The following is a 22,555-nucleotide window of genomic DNA, read 5'->3' as shown; positions in this document are numbered from 1 at the left end:
GCTACAGTACGGTCCTTGTCTGTACCCGTAGCAAAGCCATGAAAAAACTCCTGCTCGCTCTCGCCGTCCTGCTCGTCGCGCTGATTGCCGGCGGGGCCTATTGGTTGCATGGCAATCTGGATGGGCTGGTGCAGGCGGCCATTGGCAAGTACGGCAGTGCGATGACCAAGGCCACGGTGAAGGTGGAGTCCGTAAAGATCACGGCGCTCAACGGGCATGGCGTGGTCAAGGGCCTGGTGGTGGGCAATCCTGCGGGCTTCAAGACGCCCTATGCGGTCAAGGCCGGCAGCATCGAGCTGGAGGTGGATGTGGCCTCGCTCACCAAAGATGTGGTGCTGGTCAAGAAGATCGTGGTGCTGGCGCCCGAGGTGATTTACGAGAAGGGCGACAGCATGACCAACTTCGACGCCATCCAGGCCAATATCGCGGCCTACCTGGGCCCGAGCTCCGGCAGCGGCCCGGGCAAGAAGCTGATCGTGCAGGAGTTCACCATCCGTGGCGCCAAAGCGCAGGCCAGTGCGGCCTTCATGAACGGCCAGACGATGACCGTGGCCGTGCCCGACATCGTGCTGCGCGATCTGGGCAAGGCCAAGGGCGGCCTCACGCCGGGAGAACTGGGACTGGAGATCACCAACGCAGTGGAAAAGCGGCTGATGGGCGTGATCAACTTTGACAAGCTCGCGCGCTCCGTGACTGGCGCGCTGGAGCGGGCGGGCAACGCCATCAAGGGACTTTTCAAATAAAAAGAGCTGCCAGCCCGCATGGAATGTGCGGCATGGAATGTGCGCAAACAGCTCCTCTTTAGATAGCGCCTAGCGGCGCGATGCGCGCCACTGCAGGGTCGCAAACACCGCCACCAGCCCCGCCTGCGCCAGCACATAGGCCACGCCCAGCGCCGTGAGCCCCACACCTGACAGCACCAGCTCCACGCTGGCCAGCACCCAGGCCGCATTGCCCAGCGCCAGCACGCGCACGCCGCGCAGAGGCAGCACGGGCTGCGCCAGCAGCCAGCCGACAAAAGCCACAAAAGCCAGCACCACCCAGGCCGAGCCCTGCACCAACAATGGCGGCATGCCCAGCGTGGCCGACACCAGACCCGGCGCAGCCAGCGACAACGTGGCCGAGCCAGCACCGGTGATGGCGTCCAGCCAGAGCACGCGACGGATACCGACGGAGGAAGCGGAAGCAAGAACAGCAGACATGACAGACTCCTTGGGGTTGAAAGAGCCTGCATGGTGCGGCGCGCGGCGCGGCAAAGCCATTACCTGGGAGGTCATGCCCCGGCCGCCCGCACCGGCAATGCCGGCGCTACCATGCCGTCATGCACACGCCCACCGCCCACACCGCAGCCCCCAACAGTTTTGGCCAGCGCCTGCGCCACTGGCGCCAGCACCGCCGCCTGAGCCAGCAGGAGCTGTCGCACCAGGCGGAGATTTCCACGCGGCATGTGAGTTTTCTGGAAACAGACCGCTCGGTGCCCAGTCGCGAGATGGTGCTGCGCCTGGCCGAGCGCCTGCAGCTACCGCTGCGCGAGCGCAACCAGCTGCTCACCAGCGCGGGCTACGCCGCCATGTACCGCGAGCGACCGCTGGACCACCCGGACATGGCCGAGGCGCGCGCCGCGGTAGATCTGATCCTGCGCTGCCACGAGCCCTACCCCGCGCTGGCCATGGACAGGCACTGGCACATGGTGGCGGCCAACCGCATGGTGCCGGTGTTCCTGGCAGGGATAGACCCCGCCCTACTACAGCCGCCGGTGAACATCCTGCGCCTAAGCCTGCACCCGCAGGGTCTGGCGCCGCAGATTGCCAACCTGGGCCAGTGGAAGCACCATCTGTTCGAACGCTTGCAGCAGCAAATCCAGAACACGGGAGACCCTGCGCTACACGAACTATTGGAAGAGTTACGGGGCTTTGACAGCAGCCACGGCCCGGACCGCGCGCACCTGCAGGGCGAAACGCGTGGCGTGGTCATGCCCTTTCAGTTGGACACGGCACACGGCCAGCTCAACTTCATCAGCACGGTGACGATTTTTGGCTCGCCGGTGGACATCACACTGCAGGAGCTGGCGCTGGAAACCTTTTTGCCGGCCGATGCCCACACCAGCGCGGTGCTGGCAAAGTTTCAGAGTCAAATCAGCCCTTAGCCCTTGCAAATAGTGCGCTAGCAGCTAGCAAAATCGTAGCAAACGGAAAAATCAGGGGGCCTGCAGACCGCGCAGATAAGCGTCCAGCGTGGCCATGCCCACGGCTTCCAGGTCGAAGCCGGCGGGGTCCAGCAGCCAGTTGTACTTGAGCCCGCCAATCAGCGCGAACAGGCCCAGCGTGGCGGTACGCAAATCCATGTCGCCGCGCAATTGCCCCTTGTCGCGCGCCATCTGGAAGAGCTTGTGCATGTCGTCAATGCACTCATTGCGTCCGGCGATGTGTCGCTCGCGCATGCTTTGCATCTCATCCACGTACTCCACCTTCTGGGTGGCAATCTCGAACACGCGGCGCACCTGGTCCTCGTGGGCAATCTGGTGCAAGGCGGTGGCCGTGTTGCGGCGTATCTTGTCCAGCGGACTTTCTTCGTCCGCCGGGGTCAGCGAGGTCATGCGCGCCATCATGGGCAGGGTCACCCGCTCCATCATGGCGTGGAAGAGTTCGCCCTTGTTCTCAAAGTGCCAGTAGATGGCGCCACGGGTCAGGCCCGCGTCCTGCGCAATCTCTTGCAGCGTGGTGCGCGAAACGCCACGGCGATGAAACACGCGCTCGGCCGCATCCAGGAGCTGTTCGCGGGTGGCCAAGGCGTCTTCTTTGGTCTTGCGAGCCATGATTCAAAGACCCTTCACGGGCCCAAGGGCATTCACTAAAAATTCACACATACATTCAAGCATGTATGTATACTAATCCAACTCGTCACATTTGCAAAATCCTTTTACAGAGGGTTTGCCCTAGGTCAACACAATGTGACAGCCCCCGTTTCCGCTACCCGATTCCATTTTTCGACACAAAGGGATTTCTATGTCTGCGCACCAGCCAACCGTGGGCTTTGCCCCCGCCAAACACCCCTTGGGCCGCTGGGCCCTTCTGTCCATTCCGGTGGCTGTGGCCCTGGTCGCCTGCGGCGCGAAAGACGGCGCCCCTGGCGCTGGCGGCGGTGGCGGCGGCATGCCCCCTGCCGAAGTCGGTGTTGTGACGGTGTCCAGCCAGGCCGTGGCATTGCAGTCCGAGCTGCCGGGCCGCGTGAACGCCCTGCGCGTGGCCCAGGTACGTGCCCGCGTGAGCGGCGTGGTACTGCAACGCATGTTCCGCGAAGGCAGCGAGGTCAAGGCCGGCCAGGTGCTGTACCAACTCGACTCTGCCCCCTACCGCGCCGCCTATGAAAGCGCCCAGGCCACCGTGGTGAAAGCCCAGGCCACACTGGCCCAAGCCACTGCACAGGTGGAGCGCAACAAGCCCCTGGTGGAAGCCAATGCCATCAGCAAGCAGGACTTCACTACCTTGCAAACTGCCCAGCGCCAGGCCGAAGCCGACCTGGGCGTGGCCAAGGCCGCCGTAGAGACCGCGCGCATCAACCTTGCCTATGCCACCATCACCGCCCCGATCTCCGGCCGCATCGGTCAGTCCTCGGTGACCGAAGGCGCCTTGGTGGGCGCTGCAGACGCGACTGCCCTGGCCACCATCCAGCAAACGGGCTCGGTGTACGTGAACTTCACCCAGTCCAGCACCGAAGTGCTGCGCCTGCGCAAGGCCATTGCCTCCAAGCAATTGCGCGCTTCGGGCGATGGCTCGGTGCCCGTGCGCATCGTGCTGGAAGACGGCAGCGAACTGCCCAAGGCCGGCAAACTGCTCTTCAGCGACCTGACGGTGGACGCCACCAGCGGCCAGATCACCCTGCGCGCAGAAGTGCCCAATGCCGAGGGCCTGTTGCTGCCCGGCCAGTACGTGCGCGTGCGCCTGTCGCAGGCCGAGTTGCCCTCCGGCATCATGGTGCCGCAGCAAGCCGTCACCCGCACCAACCAGGGCGACTCAGTGCTGGTGGTGGGCGAAGGCGGCAAGCCCGGCCCGCGCCCGGTAAAGCTGGGTGGCAACGCCATCAACAACCAGTGGGTGATCCTGGACGGTCTGAAAGAAGGCGACCAGGTCATCGTGGACGGCTTCCAGAAAATGATGGTGCCCGGCGCCCCGGTGAAACCCGTGCCGTGGAACCCCGGCGCAGCCCCGGCCGGTGCGCCCGGTGCCGCCGCCCCCGCTGCCGCTGCGTCTGCAGCCGCCAAGTAATCGCTAGAGGCACATTCCATGGCTCAGTTTTTTATCAACCGCCCCATCTTCGCGTGGGTGATCTCGCTGTTCATCCTGGTGATGGGCGGCGTGGCCATCACCCAGTTGCCGATATCGCAGTACCCGCCGGTGGCCCCTCCGTCCATCGTCGTCAACACCGCGTACCCCGGTGCCTCGGCCCAGACGCTGGAAGACAGCGTGCTGTCCGTCATCGAACGCGAAATGAACGGCTCCCCCGGCCTGATCTACATGGAGTCCGTGGCCCAGGCCGACGGCTCCGGCAGCATCACCCTGACTTTCGAGACCGGCACGAATGCCGACCTCGCGCAGGTGGATGTGCAAAACCGCCTCTCGCGCGCCACCCCGCGCCTGCCTGCGGCGGTCACGCAGCAAGGCGTGCGCGTGGACAAGTCCCGCTCCAACTTCCTGCTGTTCACCATGCTGTCTTCCGACAACCCGGAAACCAGCACGATTGAGTTGGGGGACTACGCCTCGCGCAACATCGTGCCCGAGCTGCAACGCCTGCCCGGCATCGGCCAGGCCCAGCTCTTCGGTACCGAGCGCGCCATGCGCATCTGGCTGGACCCGGCCAAGCTGGCCTCGTTCAACCTGTCGACCGCCGAAGTCAACGCCGCCATCAGCGCCCAAAACGCGCAGGTGTCTGCCGGCGCCATCGGCGACCTGCCCAACATCACGGGCCAGAGCATTGCCGCCACCGTGGTGGTCAAGGGACAGCTCGGCAGCGTGGCGCAGTTCGGCAACATCGCGCTGCGCAGCAATGCCGACGGCTCGTCCGTGCGGCTGAAAGACGTGGCCCGCATTGAACTCGGTGCCCAGGCCTATGCCACCTCCGCCCGCCTGAACGGCAAGCCCGCCATCGGTATCGGCGTGCAGCTGGCTCCCAGCGGCAACGCCATGGCCGCCGCCAAGGCCGTGCGTGCCCGCATGACTGAGCTGCAGACCTACTTCCCCAAAGGCATGAGCTGGAGCATTCCTTACGACAGCTCGCGCTTCGTGAACATCTCCATCAAGCAAGTAGCCGAGACCCTGGTCGAAGCCGTGGTGCTGGTGTTCCTGGTGATGTTCCTGTTCCTGCAGAACTGGCGCTACACCATCATCCCGACCATCGTGGTGCCAGTGGCACTGCTGGGTACCTTTGCCACGCTACTGGCGCTGGGCTTCTCGATCAACGTGCTGACCATGTTCGGCATGGTGCTGGTGATCGGTATCGTGGTGGACGACGCCATCGTGGTGGTGGAAAACGTCGAACGCATCATGAGCGAAGAGGGCTTGCCGCCGCTGCAAGCCACCAAGAAGGCCATGGGCCAGATCTCGGGCGCCATCATCGGCGTGACCGTGGTGCTGATCGCCGTGTTCGTGCCGCTGGCCTTCTTTGCCGGTTCGGTGGGCAATATCTACCGCCAGTTCTCCGCAGTGATGGTGAGCTCGATTGCGTTCTCCGCTTTCCTGGCCCTGTCGCTGACCCCTGCGCTGTGCGCCACGCTGCTCAAGCCCGTGGAGGCCGGCCACGCGCATGCCAAGACCGGCTTCTTCGGCTGGTTCAACCGCCGCTTTGACGCCACGGCCAAAGGCTACGAAGGCGTGGTCGCCCGCTTGCTGAAAAAAGCCGGGCGCTACCTCATCATTTACGCGGCCATCATTGCTGGTGTGGCCGTGGTGTACCTGCGCTTGCCCACGTCCTTTTTGCCGGGTGAAGACCAGGGCAACATCATCGTGAACGTGCAGTTGCCCCCGGGTGCTACCCAGGAACGCACGCAAAAGGTGATGGAGCAAGTCGAAGGCTTCATCCTCAAACAGCCTGAAGTGGAAAGCATGGTCGGCGTGTTGGGCTTCAGCTTCTCGGGTCAAGGCCAGAATGCTGCACTGGCATTCGTGACACTGAAAGACTGGTCGGAACGCCATGGTCCCGAGCACTCGGCACAGGCCTTGGCGGGTCGCTCTTTCGGCGCATTGATGGGCATTCGTGATGCGTTCATCTTCCCGCTCGCACCGCCCCCCATCCCGGAACTGGGCAACGCCACCGGCTTTACATTCCGCTTGCAAGACCGTGGCGGCAAGGGCCATGCGGCACTCATCGGTGCACGCAACCAGCTGCTGGGCATGGCGTCCCAGAGCAAGGTACTCACCCAAGTGCGCCCCGACGGCCTGGAAGATGCGCCGCAGCTGCAGATCGACATCGACCGCGACAAGGCGGCCGCCCTGGGCGTGAGCTTCAGCGCGATCAACAGCACCATCTCCACGGCGCTGGGGTCGAGCTATGTGAACGACTTCCCGAACGCAGGTCGCCTGCAACGGGTGGTGGTGCAAGCTGAAGGTACGGCGCGCATGCAACCTGATGACATCCTGAAGTTCAACGCCATCAACAGCAGCGGCAAGGCCGTGCCCCTGTCGGCGTTTGCAACGACCCAGTGGGTGACCGGTGCCATGCAAACCGTGCGCTACAACGGCTACTCCGCCGTGCGTATCAGCGGTGCAGCCGCTCCAGGCTTCAGCACCGGCGATGCCATGGCCGAGATGGAGCAACTGGCGGCCAAGCTGCCCGAAGGCTTCGGCTTTGAATGGACGGGCCAGTCCCGCGAAGAGAAGAAGGCCGGCTCGCAAGCGACCGTGCTGTACGCTTTTGCGATCCTGGCCGTGTTCCTGTGCCTGGCTGCTTTGTACGAAAGCTGGTCCATCCCCCTGGCGGTGATTCTGGTGGTGCCCTTGGGTGTGTTCGGTGTGGTGTTGGCCACGCTGTTGCGCGGCTACGCCAACGATGTGTACTTCCAGGTGGGCCTCATCACTATCATCGGCCTGTCGGCCAAGAACGCGATTCTGATCATCGAATTTGCCAAGGACCTGCATGCCCAGGGCAAGAGCGTGATCGAGTCCGCCCTGGCCGCTGCGCACCTGCGCTTCCGCCCCATCGTGATGACCTCGCTGGCTTTCATGCTGGGTGTGCTGCCCCTGGCCATTGCCAGCGGTGCGGGTTCGGCCAGCCAACGCGCCATCGGCACCGGTGTGATCGGCGGCATGGTGGCGGGTACCTTCCTGGCGGTGTTCTTTGTGCCCATCTTCTTTGTCGTGGTGCGCAGCATCTTCAAGGGCAGCGAGCGCCAACACCAATTTGACGTTGAACACGGACACCACATCGGAGCCGAATCCCATGAGTAAGCATTCCTATACGCGCCCTGCCCTGCGCCTGGCCACGCTGTCCGCAGCGCTGTGGCTGGCCGGTTGCAGCTTCATCCCCACCTTCAGCCGCCCTGCGGCGCCGGTGGCCGACAGCTTCCCCACCGTGGCCGCCGCCCCTGCGCTGCCCACGGCCGAAGCCAACGCCCGCACCGCGGCCGAGACCGAGTGGCAAGCCTTCTTCAAGGACGCACGCCTCAAGCGCCTGATTGAGATGTCCTTGGAAAACAACCGTGACCTGCGCGTGGCCGCGCTCAACATCGAGGCCACCCGCGCCAAGCTGCAAGTCGCGCGTGCCGACCAACTGCCCACCGTGAACGCCGGCTTCAACGGCAGCCGCGGCCCGGCTGCCAGCGGCGCCATCACCAGCAGCTACAGCGCTGGCCTGAGCGTGACAGCGTATGAGCTGGACTTCTTTGGCCGCGTGCGCGCCCTGAGCCAAGCGGCCCAGGCCCAAGTGCTGGCGACCGAGGAGGCCCGCAAGACCGTCCAGATCAGCCTGATTGCATCGGTCGCCAACACCTACCTCACGCTGCTGGCGGACGATGAGCTGCTGCGTGTCACCCGCGAAACGCTCAAGACCCGGCAAGAGAGCCTGCGCCTCACGCAGCTCAAGTACGACAACGACGCCGCCTCCAAACTGGACCTGAGCACCGCCCAGAGCCAACTCGAAGCCGCCAAGGTGTCTCTCGCCCAACTGACGCGCCAACGTGCCACAGACGAGAGCGCCCTGGTGCTGCTGGTGGGCCAAACCCTGCCGGCGGACCTGCCCCAGGGCCTGGGTCTGACCGAGCAAGGCTTTTTGAGTGACCTGCCGGCTGGTGTGCCGTCCGAGCTGCTGGTGCGTCGCCCCGATGTGCGCCAGGCCGAGCAAAACCTGCTCGCCCTGAACGCGAACATCGGTGCAGCCCGCGCCGCCTTCTTCCCGCGCATCACGCTCACCGCCAGTGCCGGTGTGGCCAGCAGCGACCTGGACACGCTGTTCAACCCCGGCACGCCCACGGCATGGACCTTTGTGCCGCAGATCCTGATGCCCATCTTCGATGCAGGCCGCAATAAGGCCAACCTTGAAGCAGCCAAGGTGAACAAGGACATCGCCATCGCGCAGTACGAAAAAGCCATTCAAACCGGCTTCAAGGAAGTGGCCGATGCACTGGCCGGACGCGCCACCTTGGGCGAGCAGCTGCAAGCCCAGACCGCCCAGTTGGCCGCGACCCAGACCACCATGCAACTGACCGACCTGCGCTTCAAGGCCGGCGCGGCCAGCTCGTTCGATGTACTGGAAGCCCAGCGCGCCCTGTTCACCGCCCAACAGGCGGTGGTGCAGGTACAGACCCAGCAACTGCAAAACCTGGTGAACCTGTACAAAGTGCTGGGTGGCGGTTGGACGGAGCCTGCTGCAGAGCAGAAGTAATAGAAAATCGGGGCCTAGCCCCCGTGGATATTGCGCGAACAGCTCCTAATTTAGGAGCTGTTTTCGTTTGAGAGGAAGGACAGTCACACACTGCAGAACTGCAGGAGAGCGACTAGAACGCTGCGCACTGCCTGTATCGTGGAATCGGTTAGGCGTCGCCCTCTCCCGCCTCAGCCAACAATTCCACGGCACCTGTATGCCCTTGAGATGCCGCAAGTCTTAACCACAGCAAGCCCTCCGCACGGCTCTCTGTGAATTGCAAAAGATGCTGCCCAAGCTTCCACCGCGAGGCGTCCAGTCCCTCATCTGCGCACTGGCGAAACAGCGAAATGGCAGTAGTGATGTCCTGCTCCGTACCCATCCCGTGATACAGAAAACTGGCAACCCAGTGTTTCGCCTCGAGAAAACCGCCCTCCGCCGCCTTTCTGTACCAATTCAAAGCACTCACAGCGTCGGGCGGCGAAGCTTCCTCTGCAAGATGACCGAGGTAGAACTCGGCCTCATGATCACCCTGAGCAGCGAGTTCAAGTAACAAATGGCGCGCCACACTGGGCTCAGCGTCGTAGAAAACATCCTCTGCGACTGTCATACAAGGCTAGGTCCGAAGTGCCAAATCCAACTTTTGAATGCCTGCAATCCACGCCTCAGCATCATCGCTTTCTGCCCAAAGCTCTTGGATCTCCGAGTTCTCGGAAACCACACGCTGCAACACCTGACGGGCTTTGTTCCGCAGTCCTGGACTCAGGGTGACATGGACGCGCTTTGCCCATTGCTCCACCTTCTCGGTATAGGCATCGCTCTGCGTCCCATTGCCCAACAGATGCGCCAGAACCTCGATCGCGGCAATGGCCTCTTCCGCATCTGATGCGTCAAGGTACTCAGCACCCTCCTCTAATACGCGATTCAGTGTTTCCTCGATGTAGGAAAGATCAGACACGTCGTCCAGACCATATGCCCAATCGTTGGCGGTGTCATTTCCAAATGGCTCGTGTGACCAAGCTCCCATATCTACTCCCTGCGGTGAATTTCCAGAAATGCAAATCTTCGTGAGACTGCCTACCTAGCATTTGCACTATAGCCCGAGCCAATACGACCACCGCTGCGCCGCTAAACTCAGGCCAAAACTGCATTACAAAGAAAGGGAGGGGTTCATGCGCTATTTACTGATTGCCATAGCTTTGACCAGCCAGGCATGTTTGGCCCAAGACATTCCTACCAACGAAGAAGACTTCAGCAAGATCGCGGCCGAGCGCGTCAACAAGGAATTACCAGGCTACAACATCCAATCCATCGGAAAACTGGCGCTGGAAGGCAAGCGCTCGGATGGGGAGTCAACGGGCCAGATTGGCCTGAATCGCGTACACGCTTTTTGCATTCGCAACGCACAAAACTGCAGTATGGCGCTGGACCAGTTCGCGAAGGGCATAGCCGAATCGATCAAAGAACGGGATCGCCCCCTGGAACGCAACATGGTTCGCATCGCGATTCGCCCGGCTGCGTACGCCGATCAGATCCGCGCCCAGTTTGGTTCAAATGGAGGTACGGTGTACTCGAAGCTGATCGCTCCCGGCTTGGTTGCACTGCCGGTATTGGACTTTACGCGAACCGTTCGCTTCGTCACTGACAGTGATGCAGCGAAGCTCAGCCTGACAGAGGAAGAGTTGTTCAAGCTCGGCGAGCAGAACCTGCGCGCCAGCACAAAACCGTTTCATGAAGTCGCCAAAGTCCCCCAGCAAAACTCACTGGGCTATATCTCTGGCGAAGACTATGCATCCAGCCGCATTCTTTTCCATGAGGAATGGCGCCCCTTGAACACAAAACTCAACAACAAGCTCATGGTCATACTGCCAGCACCAGACATCTTGCTCTTTGGTGATGGATCGACATCTGCGGGCATAGATGCATTACGCATGCTCGCCGCAGATGTCGCAAGAAAATCCGGCCGCCCCTTGTCATCCCTGATGCTGCAATGGACTGAGACTGGTTGGGAAATCATCCAGTAGTCCCCAAGCTCTTCTTTGGCGCACTTTGACTCCCAGCAAGCCGCCCCCACATCAGGATCGGCTTGCGTTTTACCCTACTCCGCCGTCAACCCCACATTCTGCGGATACAGCGCGACCAGCGTTTCCTTGTCGTACTCCGTCTTGAACGCATGCGCATCCTTCAGCGCCTCTGCGCGCTGCGCAGCGGGCCTGGCGTTGATGCGGTCGAAGAAGTGTTTGACGTTAGGGTAGTCCGTCCAGCCCGCGTCACCAAACACATAGGGGAAGGCGCGTACCCAGCCCCATAGCGCCATGTCGACGATGGTGTATTCCTCGTTGACCATGAAGGTGCGTGTGGCCAGATGGTTGTCGATGATCTGCCAGTGGCGTCGGGCCTCGAAGGTGTAGCGGTTCAGCGCATAGGCCTGAGGCTCGGGTGCGAAGTGGCGGAAGTGCACCGCCTGGCCCGAGAAGGGGCCGATGCCGGTGGCGATGAACATGAGCCACGAGTACATCTGGCTGCGCACCTCGGGTCGGTTCTCGGGCAGGAACTTGCCGTGGCGCACGGCCAGATACAGCAGGATGGCGTTGCTGTCGAACACGGTGGCATCACCATCCACCAGCGCGGGGGTCTTGCCGTTGGGGTTGATGGCGCGGTAGGCCGCGCTGTGCTGTTCGCCGCGCGCGGTGTCCACCGGTACCAGCTCATAGGGCAGGCCGGACTCTTCCAGAAAAAGCGCCACCTTGGCGGGGTTGGGGGACGGGTGGTAATAGAACTTGAGCATGGGGTTCTCCTTGTCTCTGGCTTAGTACTTTTGCAGGATGAAGTCGCTGACCTTGGGGGCGTCCGGCGTCAGCAGCGTGTCCAGACGGGAGTTCATGACGTACACGTCCTTGCCCAACTTGGCGGCGGTGGTCGGGAAGGTCTGCAGACTCTTTTGCACGCGGGCGACGGTGGCGGTCTTCCAGCCATCGGTAGACACCAGATCCAGCGTGCGGTCGGCGCCGCTGTTCTGCACCAGGGTCAGGCGGCCGGCGTCACGCAGCACCATGCCGTCCGCGCCCTTCAACGCTTCAGGCAGTTGCACGCGGTCGATCTGCGTCGGGTCCTTGAGGCTCACACGGAACAGCTCGCCACTGTTGTGCTTGTTGACCAGCAGGTAACCGCCCGGGTGGGCCACGATGCCGTTGAGGTTGAAGTTCTCGCCCGTGAAGAGATTGCTCTGCGCAAACACGGTGGCCTTGCCGGCCGTGTCCACGCGGTAGATGACGGGCGAGAAGCTGTCGGTCACATAGACATTGCCCTTGGCGTCCACCGCGAGGTCGTTGGCAAAGTGGCCGCCGGCGAACAGGCTGCCTAGGTCGTGGTAGGCCACGCGCTGGCCGGTCTTGGCGTTGAAGGCCGCCACCGCGGCGAGCTTGCCCTGCGTAGTGGGGCCGCTGCGCTCGGCCGCACCCAGGTCGCCAATCGCCACCCACAGCAGGTTGCGCTTGGCGTCCAGCGCCAGGCCGGCGGTGGTGACCAATGCGCTGTCGGTGATGAAGGGGCTGTATTCGCCACGCAGGTTGACCTTGCCGATGGTGCCGTGGCGCACGGAGCTGACCAGGAAGGCCTGCTGCTGTGCGGACCAGGCCACGCCTTCGGGGTAGACCGTGTCGGCGCTGAAGTTGACGTCGCCAGCGGCCAGCACCATCTGGGCAGCTAGGGCCAGGGGCGTGGCCACCATCCAAGCGGCGCGGCGGATGGAGAAGGGTTTGGAGACTGTGTTGAAGAGGGAAGTCATGGGGTTTCGCTTTCTGGCCCGTAGGCCCTTGGTTGGGGTGGAGGTATTGTGGAAATTTGCGCTAATCGCAACAATCAGCATCAACGCAAACAATCTTTCTGATATTTGCAAAATCAACCCAAGCCCAATGCCCCGTGATTGAAGAACTCCGCACCTTTCTGGCCGTCGCTGCGGCCGGCAATTTCTCCCAGGTCGCCCGCAAGCAGGAGGTGGCCGTCTCCTCCGTCACGCGCAAGATCGACGCGCTGGAGGCGGAACTGGGCGTGAAGCTGCTGCGTCGCAGCTCACGCCTGCTGCAGCTCACCGATGCGGGCGAGCAGTTCGCTATCAGCGCGCGCCGCATCGTGGCCGAGCTGGACGACGCCAAAGAGGCCCTGGCGGAGGGCCAGGCCAGCCCGCGCGGCCTGCTGACCGTGACCGCGCCCACGGCGTTCGGCCAACGCTATGTGACACCCGCGGCCACGCGCTTTCTGCGCCAATACCCCGAGATTGAGCTGGAGCTGCACCTGAGCGACCAACAGATTGACCTGGCCGCGCAGCGCGTGGATGTGGCAGTGCGCGTGGGCGCCCTGCCCGATAGCGACCTGGTGGCCACGCGCCTGGCCCCCATGAACCGGCTGGTGTGCGCCAGCCCCGACTACCTGAAACGCCACGGCACGCCCGCTCAGCTGCTAGACCTGCTAAACCACCGCTGCCTCACCGTGGCCACCACGCCCGCGCCCGTGGGCATGTGGAGCTTTGCCGGCATACAGGGCGGCCGCCCGCTGGCGGTGCGCGGCCCGCTGCGCACCAACGACATCGAGGCCCTGCAACGCGCCGCCCTGGACGGACTGGGCATCGTCCACCTGGCCAGCTGGCTGGTCTGCGACATGCTGGTGGCCGGCAGGCTGGTGCAGCTATTCCCCGACGCCGTGGCTCCCCCGGTGCCCTCACCCTCCGCCATCCACGCCGTTCGCCTGCCCGGCCGATCGCACGCGACCAAGGCGCAGCTGTTCATTGCACACCTGAAAAGGGATTTTGGGGAGCCGGCGGTGTGGGATGAGGCTGTGAAGGGTTTCAGGGTCTAGCCCTCATGGAATATGCGCGAGCAGCTATCTATTCAGGAGCACCGCCAGAAGTGACGGGTGAACCGCGCGCAGCCTCCAGACAGCTTTGCAGCGCTGCGACAAGCCGCTCGGACACCAGCTTGACGATAGGGCCCGGGGGCTTGGTTGCATCGACCGCCACGGCGATTTCCTGAGGTTCGGCTCCGCGATCGCGAATCGGGATGAAGACCAACTGCCCCGTGGCCAGCTCCGTCGCCACATCCAGCTCGGACGTGAAGACCACATGGCTGCCACCCAAGGCCAGTTGCTTGGCCAATTGCAGGGAGTTGGTCTCGGTATAGCGGCGCGGCTCCTTGAACAACCAGTTGTACTGGGCTTCCAGATAGCGCCGGATCGTCAAGGCCTTGCTCTGCAGCGCCAAGGGGTGGGCCATTGCCTCCTGAAAACTCACCGTAGCGCGTTGCGCCAGCGGATGCGCAGGCGCCACCACGCAGCCCAGCGGCAGTGCGCTCTTCCAAAGCACCAGCAGTTCCCGGCGTGGTTTCAGGTTGAAGATGGCCGCCAGATCGGCCTGGCCGGTCAGCAATGCGGTCTCGGCATCATCGGGAGTTGCCAGCGCGATGGACAGGCTGACCAGCGGATGCTGGGCCGCCATATCCCGCACCAATGCGGGCATCACGCTGGTGGCATGGCTGTCCATCGCCGCCAGCGACACATGGCCCTGGTGGACACCCTGAATCCGCCGCAGCTCGGCGACCAGACCGCGTTCATCCTGGCGCCAATGGCGTGCCAGTGTGATCAGCGCGTCGCCCGAGGGAGTCAGCCGCATGCCACGCGGCAGGCGCTCGAACAGGGGAATGCCCAGCTCATCCTCGAGTTGCAGGATCTGCCGGTTGATGGCTGAGGCTGCAACATGAAGTTCGCGTGCAGCCTTCTGGATGGAGCCCGAACGCGCCACCTGGTCAGCGTAGCGCAGTCCGGCGGGAACAAGCGAATGGCGCATGGGGAAAGGAAAAAGTGTGGCGCCCAGTGTACTAATTTTGCGCATGCAGCACAGCAAAAACGGTGATGGACGGCAATGAATTGCCTCCGTACGATCCGTTTTCATGACACGCCCCTCCAGCCTTGAACAGCTCAACACCTGCGCCCCCGAGCACTTCTGCGCGGCCCTGGCCGATATCTGGGAACACGCCCCGTGGGTGGCCCAAGGTGTGATCGCCCAGCGCCCCTTTGCCACGGTGGACGCCTTGCATGCGGCCATGGTCGCGGTGGTGGCGAAACTGGACGAATCCGCGCGCGTGGCCTTTTACGCCGGCCACCCTGAGCTGGCCGGCGAAGACGCCCGCCGCGGCACCATGACCGATGCCTCTGTGGCCGAGCAGGGCACGCTGTCGCTGGCCCACTTGGACACCGACGAAGCCGAACACTGGAGCGCGCTCAACCGCGCCTACCGCGAGCGCTTTGAGTTCCCCTTCATCCTGTGTATCCGCCGCCATACGCGTGCGTCCGCACTGCAAGCCTTCACGCACCGCCTTGCGCATGACCGCGCCACCGAGCTTGCCATTGCGCTCGACGAAATTGCCGCCATTACGCGCCTGCGTCTGGACCGTCTGGTGTCCGATGCTGCTTGCGCGCCCGAGCACAACGCATCCATTCCTTACTGACTTTTTGATTTACTACCGGAGCTCTTCATGAACACTCGACGCAAACTCTCCCTCTTGGCCAGCGCACTGGGCCTGCTGGCAGCCTTTCCGGCCAGCGCCCAGGGCAGCTACCCCGACCACCCCGTCAAACTGCTGGTGGCCCTGCCCGCTGGGGGTGGCGTGGACATCATCGCGCGCATGGTCGGCCAGAAACTCGCAGCGGTTACCGGCCAGCCCTTTGTGGTGGACAACCGGGCAGGCGCCTCAGGCCGCATTGGTCTGCCCGTGGTCGCCAAGGCCGCACCCGACGGCTACACGCTGATGGCGTCGCCCGCTTCCTTTCTGACGACCAACAAGAGCATCTTCAAAGAGCTGCCCTACGACCCGCAGGCCGACTTTGCCCCCATCACCAAGCTGGCCAACCAGTCCATGGTGCTGGTGGTCAAGGACAAGCAGAAGTTCTCCAGCGCTGCCGCCGTGTTGGCCGCTGCCAAGGCCAAGCCCGGTGCGCTGAACTACGCCACCTCGGGTGACGGCAGCCCGCAGCACTTGGCCGCGCTGGTGTTTGAAACCCGCGCACAGGTCAAGATGACCCATGTGCCCTACAAGGGCGGCGCGCTCGCCATCACCGACCTGCTGGCGGGCAGCGTGGACCTGCTGTTTGCGCCCCTGCCCGAAGCCCTGCCCTACCTCAAGTCCGGCAAGCTGACGGCCCTGGCCTTGATGAGCGACAAGCGCTCGGAACTCATTGCGGACGTACCGACCATGCGCGAAGCCGGCATCCCCAACATGGTCATGCAAACCTGGATTGGCCTGCTGGCGCCGGCAGGCACGCCGCGTGCCCTGGTGGACCAGCTCAACCGCCAGGTGCGCACCATCCTGCAAAGCGATGAAGTGTCCAAACAACTGCACGAAATCGGCATGGATGCCGCGCCCACCACCCCCGAGCAGTTCCAGCAAGTCATTGCCCAGGAAATCGCACTCCATGCCGAGTTGGTCAAGGCGTCGGGCCTTCAGCCTCAATAAAGGCGAAAGCATCCAACCGCGCCACAGCGTTGCCCCGGCACGCTGTGGCAGCAGGCATTTTTCAATGCAACCCTCGGGAGAACATAGAGAATATTGGCTCTAGCCCTCGTGGAATATGCGCGAGCAGCTCCTGATTCAGGAGCGCCTGCGACACGGGCTTGGCCTACTTTCCTTCGTACAGGGCCCAGGCCTGCTCGGCGCTGGCCCGGTCATGGATCATGGCTATCAGAGCCTTCACAACCGCCTGCGGGCTTGGATGCTGGTACACATTGCGGCCATAGACCATGCCCACCGCGCCCTGATCCAGCAGGATGCGTGAGCGGGCAAAGACCTGGCGCAGGTCTTCGCGCCCGCCGCCGCGCACCAGCACTGGGCAGCGCGCGGCCTCGACCACGCGGTGAAACTCGGTCGGTTCTGCGGTAGGGTCAGCCTTGATGATGTCGGCGCCCATCTCGCGCGCCAGGCGCACCAGGGCAACGATCTTCTCGGCGTCGCCGTCCACCATATAGCCGCCCTTCTCGCTGTGCGGACGCATCACCAGCGGCTCGATCATCAGCGGCATGCCGTACTTGTCGCAGTCAGCGCGCACAATGGAGATGTTCCCCACGCACTGGCGGAACAGGTCGGGCTCATTGGGCAACATGAAGAGGTTGACGACCACGCAAGCCGCGTCCATCTGTACCGCCGGCAGCACCGGGTCGTGCTTGTTCTGCAGCAGCGCCCACATCACGCGGTGGGTAGTGGCGTTGTAGGGGTTGCCCATGTCCACGCGCATCACCAGCGCAGGTTTGCTGCGCCCCGGGCGGCGTTGCAGCAGGTCGGCCTGGCCATAGTTCATCTGGATGGCATCGGGCTGGGCCTGCACCAGCGCGTCCACCACGGTGGGCATGTCCTCCAGCCCGTCCAGAAAGCTGGGCTCGTTGCAGACGCCGTGGTCGATGGCGATATCCAGGCAGCCGCCGTTCTGAAACAGCCGTTGGAGGCGAATCTCTTTCATGGGTTTTCCTTTAAACAATTGTGTGCAAATGGGTTTGGGCGGCCACTGCAATGGCCTGCAGCTCGGCGCTGCTGAGCGTGATGGCGCCGGCACCGGCGTTGTCGCGCGCCTGGGCTGGCTGGCGTGCGCCGCACAGGGCCACGTCCACGCGAGAGAGAGACCAGGCGATCATGAGTTGTCCGTAGCTGCACCCGTGCTGCGCACGTATGGGCTCCACGGCGGCAAAGAAGTCCACCAGGTGCTTGCGGTTGACAGCGCTGAAGCGCGGGTTGTCCTTGCGCTGGTCGTCACCCGCAAACACGCGCGCGGGGTCTATGGGGCCGGCCAGCAGGCCCAGGGCCAGCGAGGAGTAGCCGTGGACCGAGACCTGGTGTTCGCGGCACAGTGGCAGCAGGTCCCGCTCGATGCCGCGGTCCAGCAGGCTGTAGCGTTCCTGGATGGCGTCCACCGGGCCGTGACGCAGGTACTCAGCCAGGGTGGCCGCGTCGGCATTGCTGATGCCGATGGCGCGGATTTTTCCCTGCTTCTTCAGCGCCAGCAGCGCCTCCATGGTTTCGGCGATCGGCGTGGTTGCGTCCTGCCAGTGGGTGAAGTAGAGGTCGATGTAATCGGTCTGCAGGCGGGCAAGGCTTTGCTCCACCTCATGCGCGATTGAGTCCTTGCCAAGGTAGCGGTAGACGTCTTTGCCCTCTTCGTTGAAAAACAGCGTGCCGCGCTGCGTGTGCCAGACCAGGCCGCACTTGGTCGCCAGCACCACCTTGTCACGCCGGCCCTGCAGGGCCCTGCCTACCAGCGTCTCGGCATGGCCCAAACCATAGGCCGGCGCGGTGTCGATGAAATTGACGCCCGCGTCCAGCGCTGCATGGATGGCATCCACGGCGGCGCCATCGTCCTGCCCGCCCCACATCCACCCGCCCATGGCCCAGGTTCCCAGGCCCACGCTGGAACACTGAATCCCGGACGCCCTCAATGCACTCTGCTTCATGTCTGCTTGTCCTTGCAATGCGTCATAGACACAAAGTTGTCATGACATGTTTTAAAGTTTATCGGCCATATTGAGTTTTTTTGTAGAGATTTACCCTAGTGTTGGCAAAGTAGGATTCATATGCTGTAATAACAAGTCAAATACAACAACAAGGCGTAATCGCATGGCGAGTCCTATCTACATTGGCCTGGATCTGGGATCCACCAGTCTGAAAATTGCAGCCTTTGAAGGGAATTCGGGCGCCGTGCTGGCGCATGCCGGTGCCACCATTCCCTGGCAGCGTGCGGCCACGGGCAGCTGCCAGGTAGCGGGCACGGTGCTGCAGCAGCTCCTCGTCGACGGGCTGCGCCAGGTCGCAGCGCAACTAGGGGCGCGCGCGACGCAGGTCACGGCCATGGCCTGCGTGGGCCATGGCGGCGGACTCTATGTAGTGGACGCAGAAGGCCGCTTGCATGACGGCTTTGCGGTCTCCTCCACGGACCAGCGCGCCATGGCCATCGCCCAAGCGCTGGCGCAGCAGGATGGCGCCGCACTGTTTGCCTGCGTGGGCTGTGGCCCCTGGGCCGGGCAGCCTGCCATGGTGGCTGCCGACATTGCACGGCAGCGGCCGGGTGCCTTCGCGCAGGCCCGCACGCTGTTCTTTGCCAAGGACTTCATGGCCATGCTGCTGTGCGGTGTGCACGCCACCGACTACAGCGATGCCGGCACCGCCGGGCTGCTCGATGGCAGCACGCGCCGCCCCGCCCCGCGCGCCTTTGCCGTGGCGCACAGCCCCGCCTGGCACGCCGGCCTGCTCGCCCCCTTGCAGACCAGCGGCAGCGCACTGGGCCAGTTGCTCCCGGCCATGGCTGCGCAGACCGGACTGCCGGCCGGCACACCCGTCGCCATGGGCGCGATTGACCTCTATGGCGCGATGACGGGCGTGGGCGCCACGCAGACCGGCGATGTGGCAGCCGTGCTGGGTACCTGGTGCGTGAATGCGGCCATCGGCCCCAGCGATGGATCGATGGCGGGCTATCTGAAGACCGGCGCAGCCCACATCAGCAATGTGGTGACGCTGGATGCGGGCAGCGCCCTCATGTACATGCACAACAGCGCCGCGGGCATGGCCAACACCACCTGGCTGGCCGGTGCGCTGCAGCACTCGGTGACGGGTCTGCTCGAGGCGGCCTTCACGGCGCCACCGGGTGCCAACGGCCTGCGCTACCTGCCCTTCATCAATGGCGGTGGCGATGCGAGCGCAGGCTTTCTGGGGCTGCGCGCCTTCCACACACCGGCCGATATGGCGCGCGCCGTGGTCGAGGGCGTGATGGCCCTGCACGCGCAAAGCCTCAACGCGCTAGCTGCCTGCGGCCTGCCGCGGCGGCGCCTGTTCGCGCTGGGTGGCGGTGCTGCCGATGCGCGCCTCAGCGCCCTGCTCGCCACGCTGCTGGACCAGCCGGTCCACACAACCGGTGCCGACGAAAGCGGCGCACGCGGCGCGGCCATGTTTGCCGCCGCCTCGTTGGGCCAGGCCACCGCGCCGCTGCAGGCCGCACTGCAGACCGTACCGCCACGGGCCACAGAGCGCGGCTTCTATGCACGCTATCTGAACGACTTTGCCGCACTGCGCGCCGACATGGCGCCCGTCTTTGCGCGCCTGAACCCGCCGCAGCCATGAGCCAGCCCCCCGTGTTGGAAACCTGCGCCCACACGCGCCCGGCCACGCTCCATGGGCAGCATTTTGACGTCGTCATCGTGGGCGCCGGCATCAATGGCATCGGCGTATTCCGCGACCTGTCGTTGCAGGGCGTGCGCTGCCTGCTGATCGACAAGGGCGATGTGGGCAGCGGTGCGAGCAGTGCGCCATCGCGCATGATCCATGGCGGTCTTCGCTACCTGGAGAATGCGGAGTTTTCGCTCGTCAAGGAGTCGGCGCAGGAGCGCAATCGCCTGCTGCGCGCGGCTCCGCACTTGGTACAGCCGCTGCACACGGTGATCCCGCTGTCCTCGCGCCTGGGCGGCCTGTTTGGCAGCGCGCTGCGCTTCTTCGGCGCGCAGCCGCCGGCCCGCTCGCGCGGAGTGCTGGCCGTGGCGCTGGGCCTGCAGCTCTATGCCTGGATGGGCCGCAAGAACCGCTCGCTGCCGCCCCACCATGTGCAGGCCACCAGTGCGGCCGACCGTGCTCTGCTCCGTGACGACGTGCGCTGGACCGCACACTTCTATGACGCCTGGATCACCCACCCCGAGCGCCTCATGCACGAGCTGATTGCCGACGGTCACCGCGCACAGAGCGCCGCCCGCGTCAGCACCCATTGCGCCCTGGTGGCCCTGAATGGCCGCACGCTGACGCTGCGCGACACGGTGCAGGGCACCGAGGTACAGGTGACCGCCGACACGGTGGTCAATGCCACGGGCGCCTGGCTGGAGCGGCTCAGCGCGCTGTTCAGCGTGCCCGGCGGACGGCTCGTCGGCACCAAGGGCTCGCATCTGGTGCTGGACCACCCCGCGCTGCTCGCCGCGCTGCAGGGGCGCATGGTGTACTTCGAAGCCCGCGACGGGCGCGTCTGCATCGTTTACCCCTTCCAGGGCCGCGTGCTGGCCGGCTCCACCGACATTCCGGTGAGCGACCCCGACCAGGCGCAGACCGAGGCCAGCGAGATCGACTACCTGCTGGGTGTGCTGGGCGAGGTGTTTCCGCGCCTGCAATTCCAGCGCACCCACATCGTCTACACCTTTGTGGGCGTGCGCCCGCTGGCCACGCTGCAATCGCGCGATGCCGCGCCCGGCACACCGGGCAAGATTTCGCGTGACCACCATGTCATCGTCGACGCCGCACAGGGCGCACGCAACGTGCCCGTGGTCAATCTGGTCGGAGGCAAGTGGACCACCTTCCGCGCGCTGGCTGAGGAGGCCACGGACGCCGTGCTGCAGTTGCTGCACAAGCCGCGCGCCGTCTCGACCGCCGACCTGCCCATTCCCAGCCCCGCGCTGGGCTTCGATAGCGCGGACATACAATCCCTGCGTCGCCTGTGCCGCCTGACCGGGGTGGTCCGCCTGTCCGACCTGGTGCTGCACCGCAGCCTGGCGGCCTTGCTGGGCCAGCTCGACGAGGCCGCCCTGCAGACCATGGCCCAGGCGGCCAGCGAAGAACTGGGCTGGGACACGGAGCGACACGCGTTCGAGCTGCGCCGCTGCCGCGAGCTGCTTGTCCACCAACACCATGTGCGGCGACTGGCGGAAGTCCCTTAGAAAGGCTGTGTGTGAGCTCACAACCCCTGCAACTGCTGCAACGCGACAGCGGTACCCCCTTGTGGATCCAGCTGCGCGACATCCTGCGCCAGCGCATCGTCACGGGTGAGCTGAGCGTCAACGCGCAGCTGCCCTCGGAAGCCGAGCTTGGCGAGATCTACGGCATCTCACGCATCGTGGTGCGCGAGACGCTATCCGACCTGGTGCGCAGCGGTCTCATCTACAAGATCAAGGGCAAGGGCGCCTTCATCTCCGCGCCCAAGCGCGACGAAGACTTCATCTCCATGGTGCTGGGCTTCTCGGACGAAATGGCGCTCAAGGGCCGTGCCGTCAAAACCCAAGTGCTGCACCAGAGCCAGCGTGCGCCCGAAGAAAAAGAGGCACTCGCGCTGGGCCTGCAGAGCAACGCAGAAGTCACCGCCCTGCGCCGCCTGCGCAGTGTGGACGGCAATATCCGCCTGCTGGTGAGCACCGCCATCCCCACCGACGTGGCGCCCGAGCTACACAAGATCCGCCTGGAAGACAAGTCTCTCTACGAAGTACTGCGCCGCCAGTACGGCCTGCACGTGGCGAAGGCCGAACGCTGGATCGACGCGGTACTGCCCGACGCGCAAACCATGGAACTACTGCAACTGGAGACCCTGGAGCCGCTGCTGCGCATCGAATCCGTGGCCTATACCAAAGACGGGCGCGCCGTGGAGCACTACGTGGCGCTACACCGCTGCCAGAACACACGCCTGCACGTACGCACCCAGGCCTGAGCCCAGGCCCGCTAGGCCGGAGGGGCCGCCGCCCTGCGGTCCCGCACCAGTTGCCCCTCCACACCCCAGTCCGCATCGTCCACCTCCTGAATCAGGACGTGGGTACGCCCCGGCTTGGCGCCCGTCACGCGCACCAGGGTCTGCGTGATCTCGGCGACCAGGGTGCGTTTCTGTTCCAGGCTGAGGCCGCGGATGAGTTGCAGGTTCACGATGGGCATGTCTGTCTCTC

General features: G+C 64.2%; 22 protein-coding genes. 12 read left to right on the top strand and 10 right to left on the bottom strand.

Going from position 1 to position 22,555, the window contains the following annotated elements; all coding sequences use genetic code 11:
- Positions 1-38: 38 nt before the first annotated feature.
- The gene (locus tag AC1RNN_RS15130) at positions 39-743 is read left to right on the top strand and encodes a hypothetical protein (protein ID WP_493089825.1); all 705 of its coding nucleotides are present in this window, start codon (positions 39-41) and stop codon (positions 741-743) included.
- Positions 744-812: 69 nt separating this feature from the next.
- Here the strand turns inward: AC1RNN_RS15130 and AC1RNN_RS15125 are convergent, their stop codons facing one another.
- Entirely contained in the window at positions 813-1,202 is a 390-nt protein-coding gene (locus AC1RNN_RS15125; RefSeq protein WP_493089826.1) for a hypothetical protein, read from the bottom strand.
- Between the two features lie 119 nt (positions 1,203-1,321).
- On the opposite strand from AC1RNN_RS15125, the gene AC1RNN_RS15120 reads away from it, so the two are divergent.
- Positions 1,322-2,146 carry a helix-turn-helix domain-containing protein gene (locus tag AC1RNN_RS15120; RefSeq protein ID WP_493089827.1) on the top strand — a complete coding sequence of 275 codons (825 nt, stop codon included), beginning with the start codon at positions 1,322-1,324 and terminating at the stop codon, positions 2,144-2,146.
- Positions 2,147-2,197: 51 nt separating this feature from the next.
- On the opposite strand, the gene AC1RNN_RS15115 is transcribed toward AC1RNN_RS15120, so the two are convergent.
- Entirely contained in the window at positions 2,198-2,815 is a 618-nt protein-coding gene (locus AC1RNN_RS15115; RefSeq protein WP_493089828.1) for a TetR family transcriptional regulator, read from the bottom strand.
- A gap of 190 nt (positions 2,816-3,005) precedes the next feature.
- Between AC1RNN_RS15115 and AC1RNN_RS15110 the strand changes: the two genes are divergently transcribed.
- From AC1RNN_RS15110 to AC1RNN_RS15100, 3 genes are read left to right on the top strand one after another with little or no spacing between them, the layout of a single operon-like run.
- Positions 3,006-4,265 (top strand): efflux RND transporter periplasmic adaptor subunit, encoded by a 1,260-nt coding sequence (locus AC1RNN_RS15110; RefSeq protein WP_493089829.1) that lies wholly within the window; start codon positions 3,006-3,008, stop codon positions 4,263-4,265.
- An 18-nt stretch (positions 4,266-4,283) separates the two neighbouring features.
- A complete protein-coding gene (locus AC1RNN_RS15105; protein WP_493089830.1) occupies positions 4,284-7,439 on the top strand; it encodes an efflux RND transporter permease subunit in 3,156 nt (1,051 codons plus the stop codon).
- Complete coding sequence (locus tag AC1RNN_RS15100; RefSeq protein WP_493089831.1) at positions 7,432-8,871, top strand: efflux transporter outer membrane subunit; 1,440 nt, start codon at positions 7,432-7,434, stop codon at positions 8,869-8,871. The genes AC1RNN_RS15105 and AC1RNN_RS15100 overlap by 8 nt, the downstream gene beginning before the upstream one ends.
- Before the next feature lie 148 nt (positions 8,872-9,019).
- Here AC1RNN_RS15100 and AC1RNN_RS15095 read toward each other — a convergent pair whose 3' ends face one another.
- Positions 9,020-9,460: a tetratricopeptide repeat protein gene (locus AC1RNN_RS15095; protein WP_493089832.1), complete on the bottom strand. Its 441-nt coding sequence runs from the start codon at positions 9,458-9,460 to the stop codon at positions 9,020-9,022.
- 6 nt (positions 9,461-9,466) lie between these two features.
- Positions 9,467-9,877, bottom strand: coding sequence for a DUF4259 domain-containing protein (locus AC1RNN_RS15090; RefSeq protein ID WP_493089833.1), 411 nt, complete (start codon positions 9,875-9,877; stop codon positions 9,467-9,469).
- A 145-nt stretch (positions 9,878-10,022) separates the two neighbouring features.
- On the opposite strand from AC1RNN_RS15090, the gene AC1RNN_RS15085 reads away from it, so the two are divergent.
- A complete protein-coding gene (locus AC1RNN_RS15085) occupies positions 10,023-10,874 on the top strand; it encodes a DUF1444 family protein (protein ID WP_493089834.1) in 852 nt (283 codons plus the stop codon).
- A gap of 74 nt (positions 10,875-10,948) precedes the next feature.
- Here AC1RNN_RS15085 and AC1RNN_RS15080 read toward each other — a convergent pair whose 3' ends face one another.
- On the bottom strand, positions 10,949-11,638 hold the full coding sequence (locus tag AC1RNN_RS15080; RefSeq protein WP_493089835.1) for a glutathione S-transferase family protein: 690 nt from the start codon (positions 11,636-11,638) through the stop codon (positions 10,949-10,951).
- 21 nt (positions 11,639-11,659) lie between these two features.
- Positions 11,660-12,637, bottom strand: a complete 978-nt coding sequence (locus tag AC1RNN_RS15075; RefSeq protein WP_493089836.1) for a hypothetical protein — start codon at positions 12,635-12,637, stop codon at positions 11,660-11,662.
- A 134-nt stretch (positions 12,638-12,771) separates the two neighbouring features.
- Between AC1RNN_RS15075 and AC1RNN_RS15070 the strand changes: the two genes are divergently transcribed.
- A complete protein-coding gene (locus AC1RNN_RS15070; protein ID WP_493089837.1) occupies positions 12,772-13,704 on the top strand; it encodes a LysR family transcriptional regulator in 933 nt (310 codons plus the stop codon).
- A gap of 28 nt (positions 13,705-13,732) precedes the next feature.
- On the opposite strand, the gene AC1RNN_RS15065 is transcribed toward AC1RNN_RS15070, so the two are convergent.
- The gene (locus tag AC1RNN_RS15065; protein ID WP_493089838.1) at positions 13,733-14,686 is read right to left on the bottom strand and encodes a LysR family transcriptional regulator; all 954 of its coding nucleotides are present in this window, start codon (positions 14,684-14,686) and stop codon (positions 13,733-13,735) included.
- A 103-nt stretch (positions 14,687-14,789) separates the two neighbouring features.
- Here AC1RNN_RS15065 and uraD point away from each other — a divergent pair, with 103 nt between their 5' ends.
- On the top strand, positions 14,790-15,347 hold the full coding sequence (uraD, locus tag AC1RNN_RS15060) for a 2-oxo-4-hydroxy-4-carboxy-5-ureidoimidazoline decarboxylase (protein WP_493089839.1): 558 nt from the start codon (positions 14,790-14,792) through the stop codon (positions 15,345-15,347).
- A gap of 27 nt (positions 15,348-15,374) precedes the next feature.
- Positions 15,375-16,352 carry a Bug family tripartite tricarboxylate transporter substrate binding protein gene (locus AC1RNN_RS15055; RefSeq protein ID WP_493089840.1) on the top strand — a complete coding sequence of 326 codons (978 nt, stop codon included), beginning with the start codon at positions 15,375-15,377 and terminating at the stop codon, positions 16,350-16,352.
- A 163-nt stretch (positions 16,353-16,515) separates the two neighbouring features.
- Here the strand turns inward: AC1RNN_RS15055 and AC1RNN_RS15050 are convergent, their stop codons facing one another.
- Positions 16,516-17,349, bottom strand: coding sequence for a class I fructose-bisphosphate aldolase (locus AC1RNN_RS15050; protein WP_493089841.1), 834 nt, complete (start codon positions 17,347-17,349; stop codon positions 16,516-16,518).
- A gap of 10 nt (positions 17,350-17,359) precedes the next feature.
- A complete protein-coding gene (locus AC1RNN_RS15045) occupies positions 17,360-18,334 on the bottom strand; it encodes an aldo/keto reductase (RefSeq protein ID WP_493089842.1) in 975 nt (324 codons plus the stop codon).
- Between the two features lie 163 nt (positions 18,335-18,497).
- Here AC1RNN_RS15045 and AC1RNN_RS15040 point away from each other — a divergent pair, with 163 nt between their 5' ends.
- From AC1RNN_RS15040 to AC1RNN_RS15030, 3 genes are read left to right on the top strand one after another with little or no spacing between them, the layout of a single operon-like run.
- Entirely contained in the window at positions 18,498-19,994 is a 1,497-nt protein-coding gene (locus AC1RNN_RS15040) for a xylulokinase (RefSeq protein ID WP_493089843.1), read from the top strand.
- Positions 19,991-21,565 (top strand): glycerol-3-phosphate dehydrogenase/oxidase, encoded by a 1,575-nt coding sequence (locus AC1RNN_RS15035; RefSeq protein WP_493089844.1) that lies wholly within the window; start codon positions 19,991-19,993, stop codon positions 21,563-21,565. The genes AC1RNN_RS15040 and AC1RNN_RS15035 overlap by 4 nt, the downstream gene beginning before the upstream one ends.
- Before the next feature lie 11 nt (positions 21,566-21,576).
- On the top strand, positions 21,577-22,326 hold the full coding sequence (locus AC1RNN_RS15030) for a GntR family transcriptional regulator (RefSeq protein ID WP_493089845.1): 750 nt from the start codon (positions 21,577-21,579) through the stop codon (positions 22,324-22,326).
- A gap of 11 nt (positions 22,327-22,337) precedes the next feature.
- Here AC1RNN_RS15030 and AC1RNN_RS15025 read toward each other — a convergent pair whose 3' ends face one another.
- Positions 22,338-22,544 (bottom strand): tautomerase family protein, encoded by a 207-nt coding sequence (locus tag AC1RNN_RS15025; RefSeq protein ID WP_493089846.1) that lies wholly within the window; start codon positions 22,542-22,544, stop codon positions 22,338-22,340.
- Positions 22,545-22,555: the final 11 nt, after the last annotated feature.

The organism is Rhodoferax sp. GW822-FHT02D07 (assembly GCF_058802405.1).
Note: the sequence above shows the minus strand (reverse complement) of the source record. Positions and strands in the feature narration are given on the sequence as shown.

Coding starts and splice junctions, on each gene's coding strand:
- AC1RNN_RS15085 (WP_493089834.1), top strand. CDS start 10,023: ATGCGCTATTTACTGATTGCCATAGCTTTGACCAGCCAGGCATGTTTG.
- AC1RNN_RS15055 (WP_493089840.1), top strand. CDS start 15,375: ATGAACACTCGACGCAAACTCTCCCTCTTGGCCAGCGCACTGGGCCTG.
- AC1RNN_RS15130 (WP_493089825.1), top strand. CDS start 39: ATGAAAAAACTCCTGCTCGCTCTCGCCGTCCTGCTCGTCGCGCTGATT.
- AC1RNN_RS15100 (WP_493089831.1), top strand. CDS start 7,432: ATGAGTAAGCATTCCTATACGCGCCCTGCCCTGCGCCTGGCCACGCTG.
- AC1RNN_RS15120 (WP_493089827.1), top strand. CDS start 1,322: ATGCACACGCCCACCGCCCACACCGCAGCCCCCAACAGTTTTGGCCAG.
- AC1RNN_RS15045 (WP_493089842.1), bottom strand. CDS start 18,334: ATGAAGCAGAGTGCATTGAGGGCGTCCGGGATTCAGTGTTCCAGCGTG.
- AC1RNN_RS15025 (WP_493089846.1), bottom strand. CDS start 22,544: ATGCCCATCGTGAACCTGCAACTCATCCGCGGCCTCAGCCTGGAACAG.
- AC1RNN_RS15095 (WP_493089832.1), bottom strand. CDS start 9,460: ATGACAGTCGCAGAGGATGTTTTCTACGACGCTGAGCCCAGTGTGGCG.
- AC1RNN_RS15075 (WP_493089836.1), bottom strand. CDS start 12,637: ATGACTTCCCTCTTCAACACAGTCTCCAAACCCTTCTCCATCCGCCGC.
- uraD (WP_493089839.1), top strand. CDS start 14,790: ATGACACGCCCCTCCAGCCTTGAACAGCTCAACACCTGCGCCCCCGAG.
- AC1RNN_RS15090 (WP_493089833.1), bottom strand. CDS start 9,877: ATGGGAGCTTGGTCACACGAGCCATTTGGAAATGACACCGCCAACGAT.
- AC1RNN_RS15105 (WP_493089830.1), top strand. CDS start 4,284: ATGGCTCAGTTTTTTATCAACCGCCCCATCTTCGCGTGGGTGATCTCG.
- AC1RNN_RS15035 (WP_493089844.1), top strand. CDS start 19,991: ATGAGCCAGCCCCCCGTGTTGGAAACCTGCGCCCACACGCGCCCGGCC.
- AC1RNN_RS15125 (WP_493089826.1), bottom strand. CDS start 1,202: ATGTCTGCTGTTCTTGCTTCCGCTTCCTCCGTCGGTATCCGTCGCGTG.
- AC1RNN_RS15110 (WP_493089829.1), top strand. CDS start 3,006: ATGTCTGCGCACCAGCCAACCGTGGGCTTTGCCCCCGCCAAACACCCC.
- AC1RNN_RS15115 (WP_493089828.1), bottom strand. CDS start 2,815: ATGGCTCGCAAGACCAAAGAAGACGCCTTGGCCACCCGCGAACAGCTC.
- AC1RNN_RS15040 (WP_493089843.1), top strand. CDS start 18,498: ATGGCGAGTCCTATCTACATTGGCCTGGATCTGGGATCCACCAGTCTG.
- AC1RNN_RS15065 (WP_493089838.1), bottom strand. CDS start 14,686: ATGCGCCATTCGCTTGTTCCCGCCGGACTGCGCTACGCTGACCAGGTG.
- AC1RNN_RS15080 (WP_493089835.1), bottom strand. CDS start 11,638: ATGCTCAAGTTCTATTACCACCCGTCCCCCAACCCCGCCAAGGTGGCG.
- AC1RNN_RS15050 (WP_493089841.1), bottom strand. CDS start 17,349: ATGAAAGAGATTCGCCTCCAACGGCTGTTTCAGAACGGCGGCTGCCTG.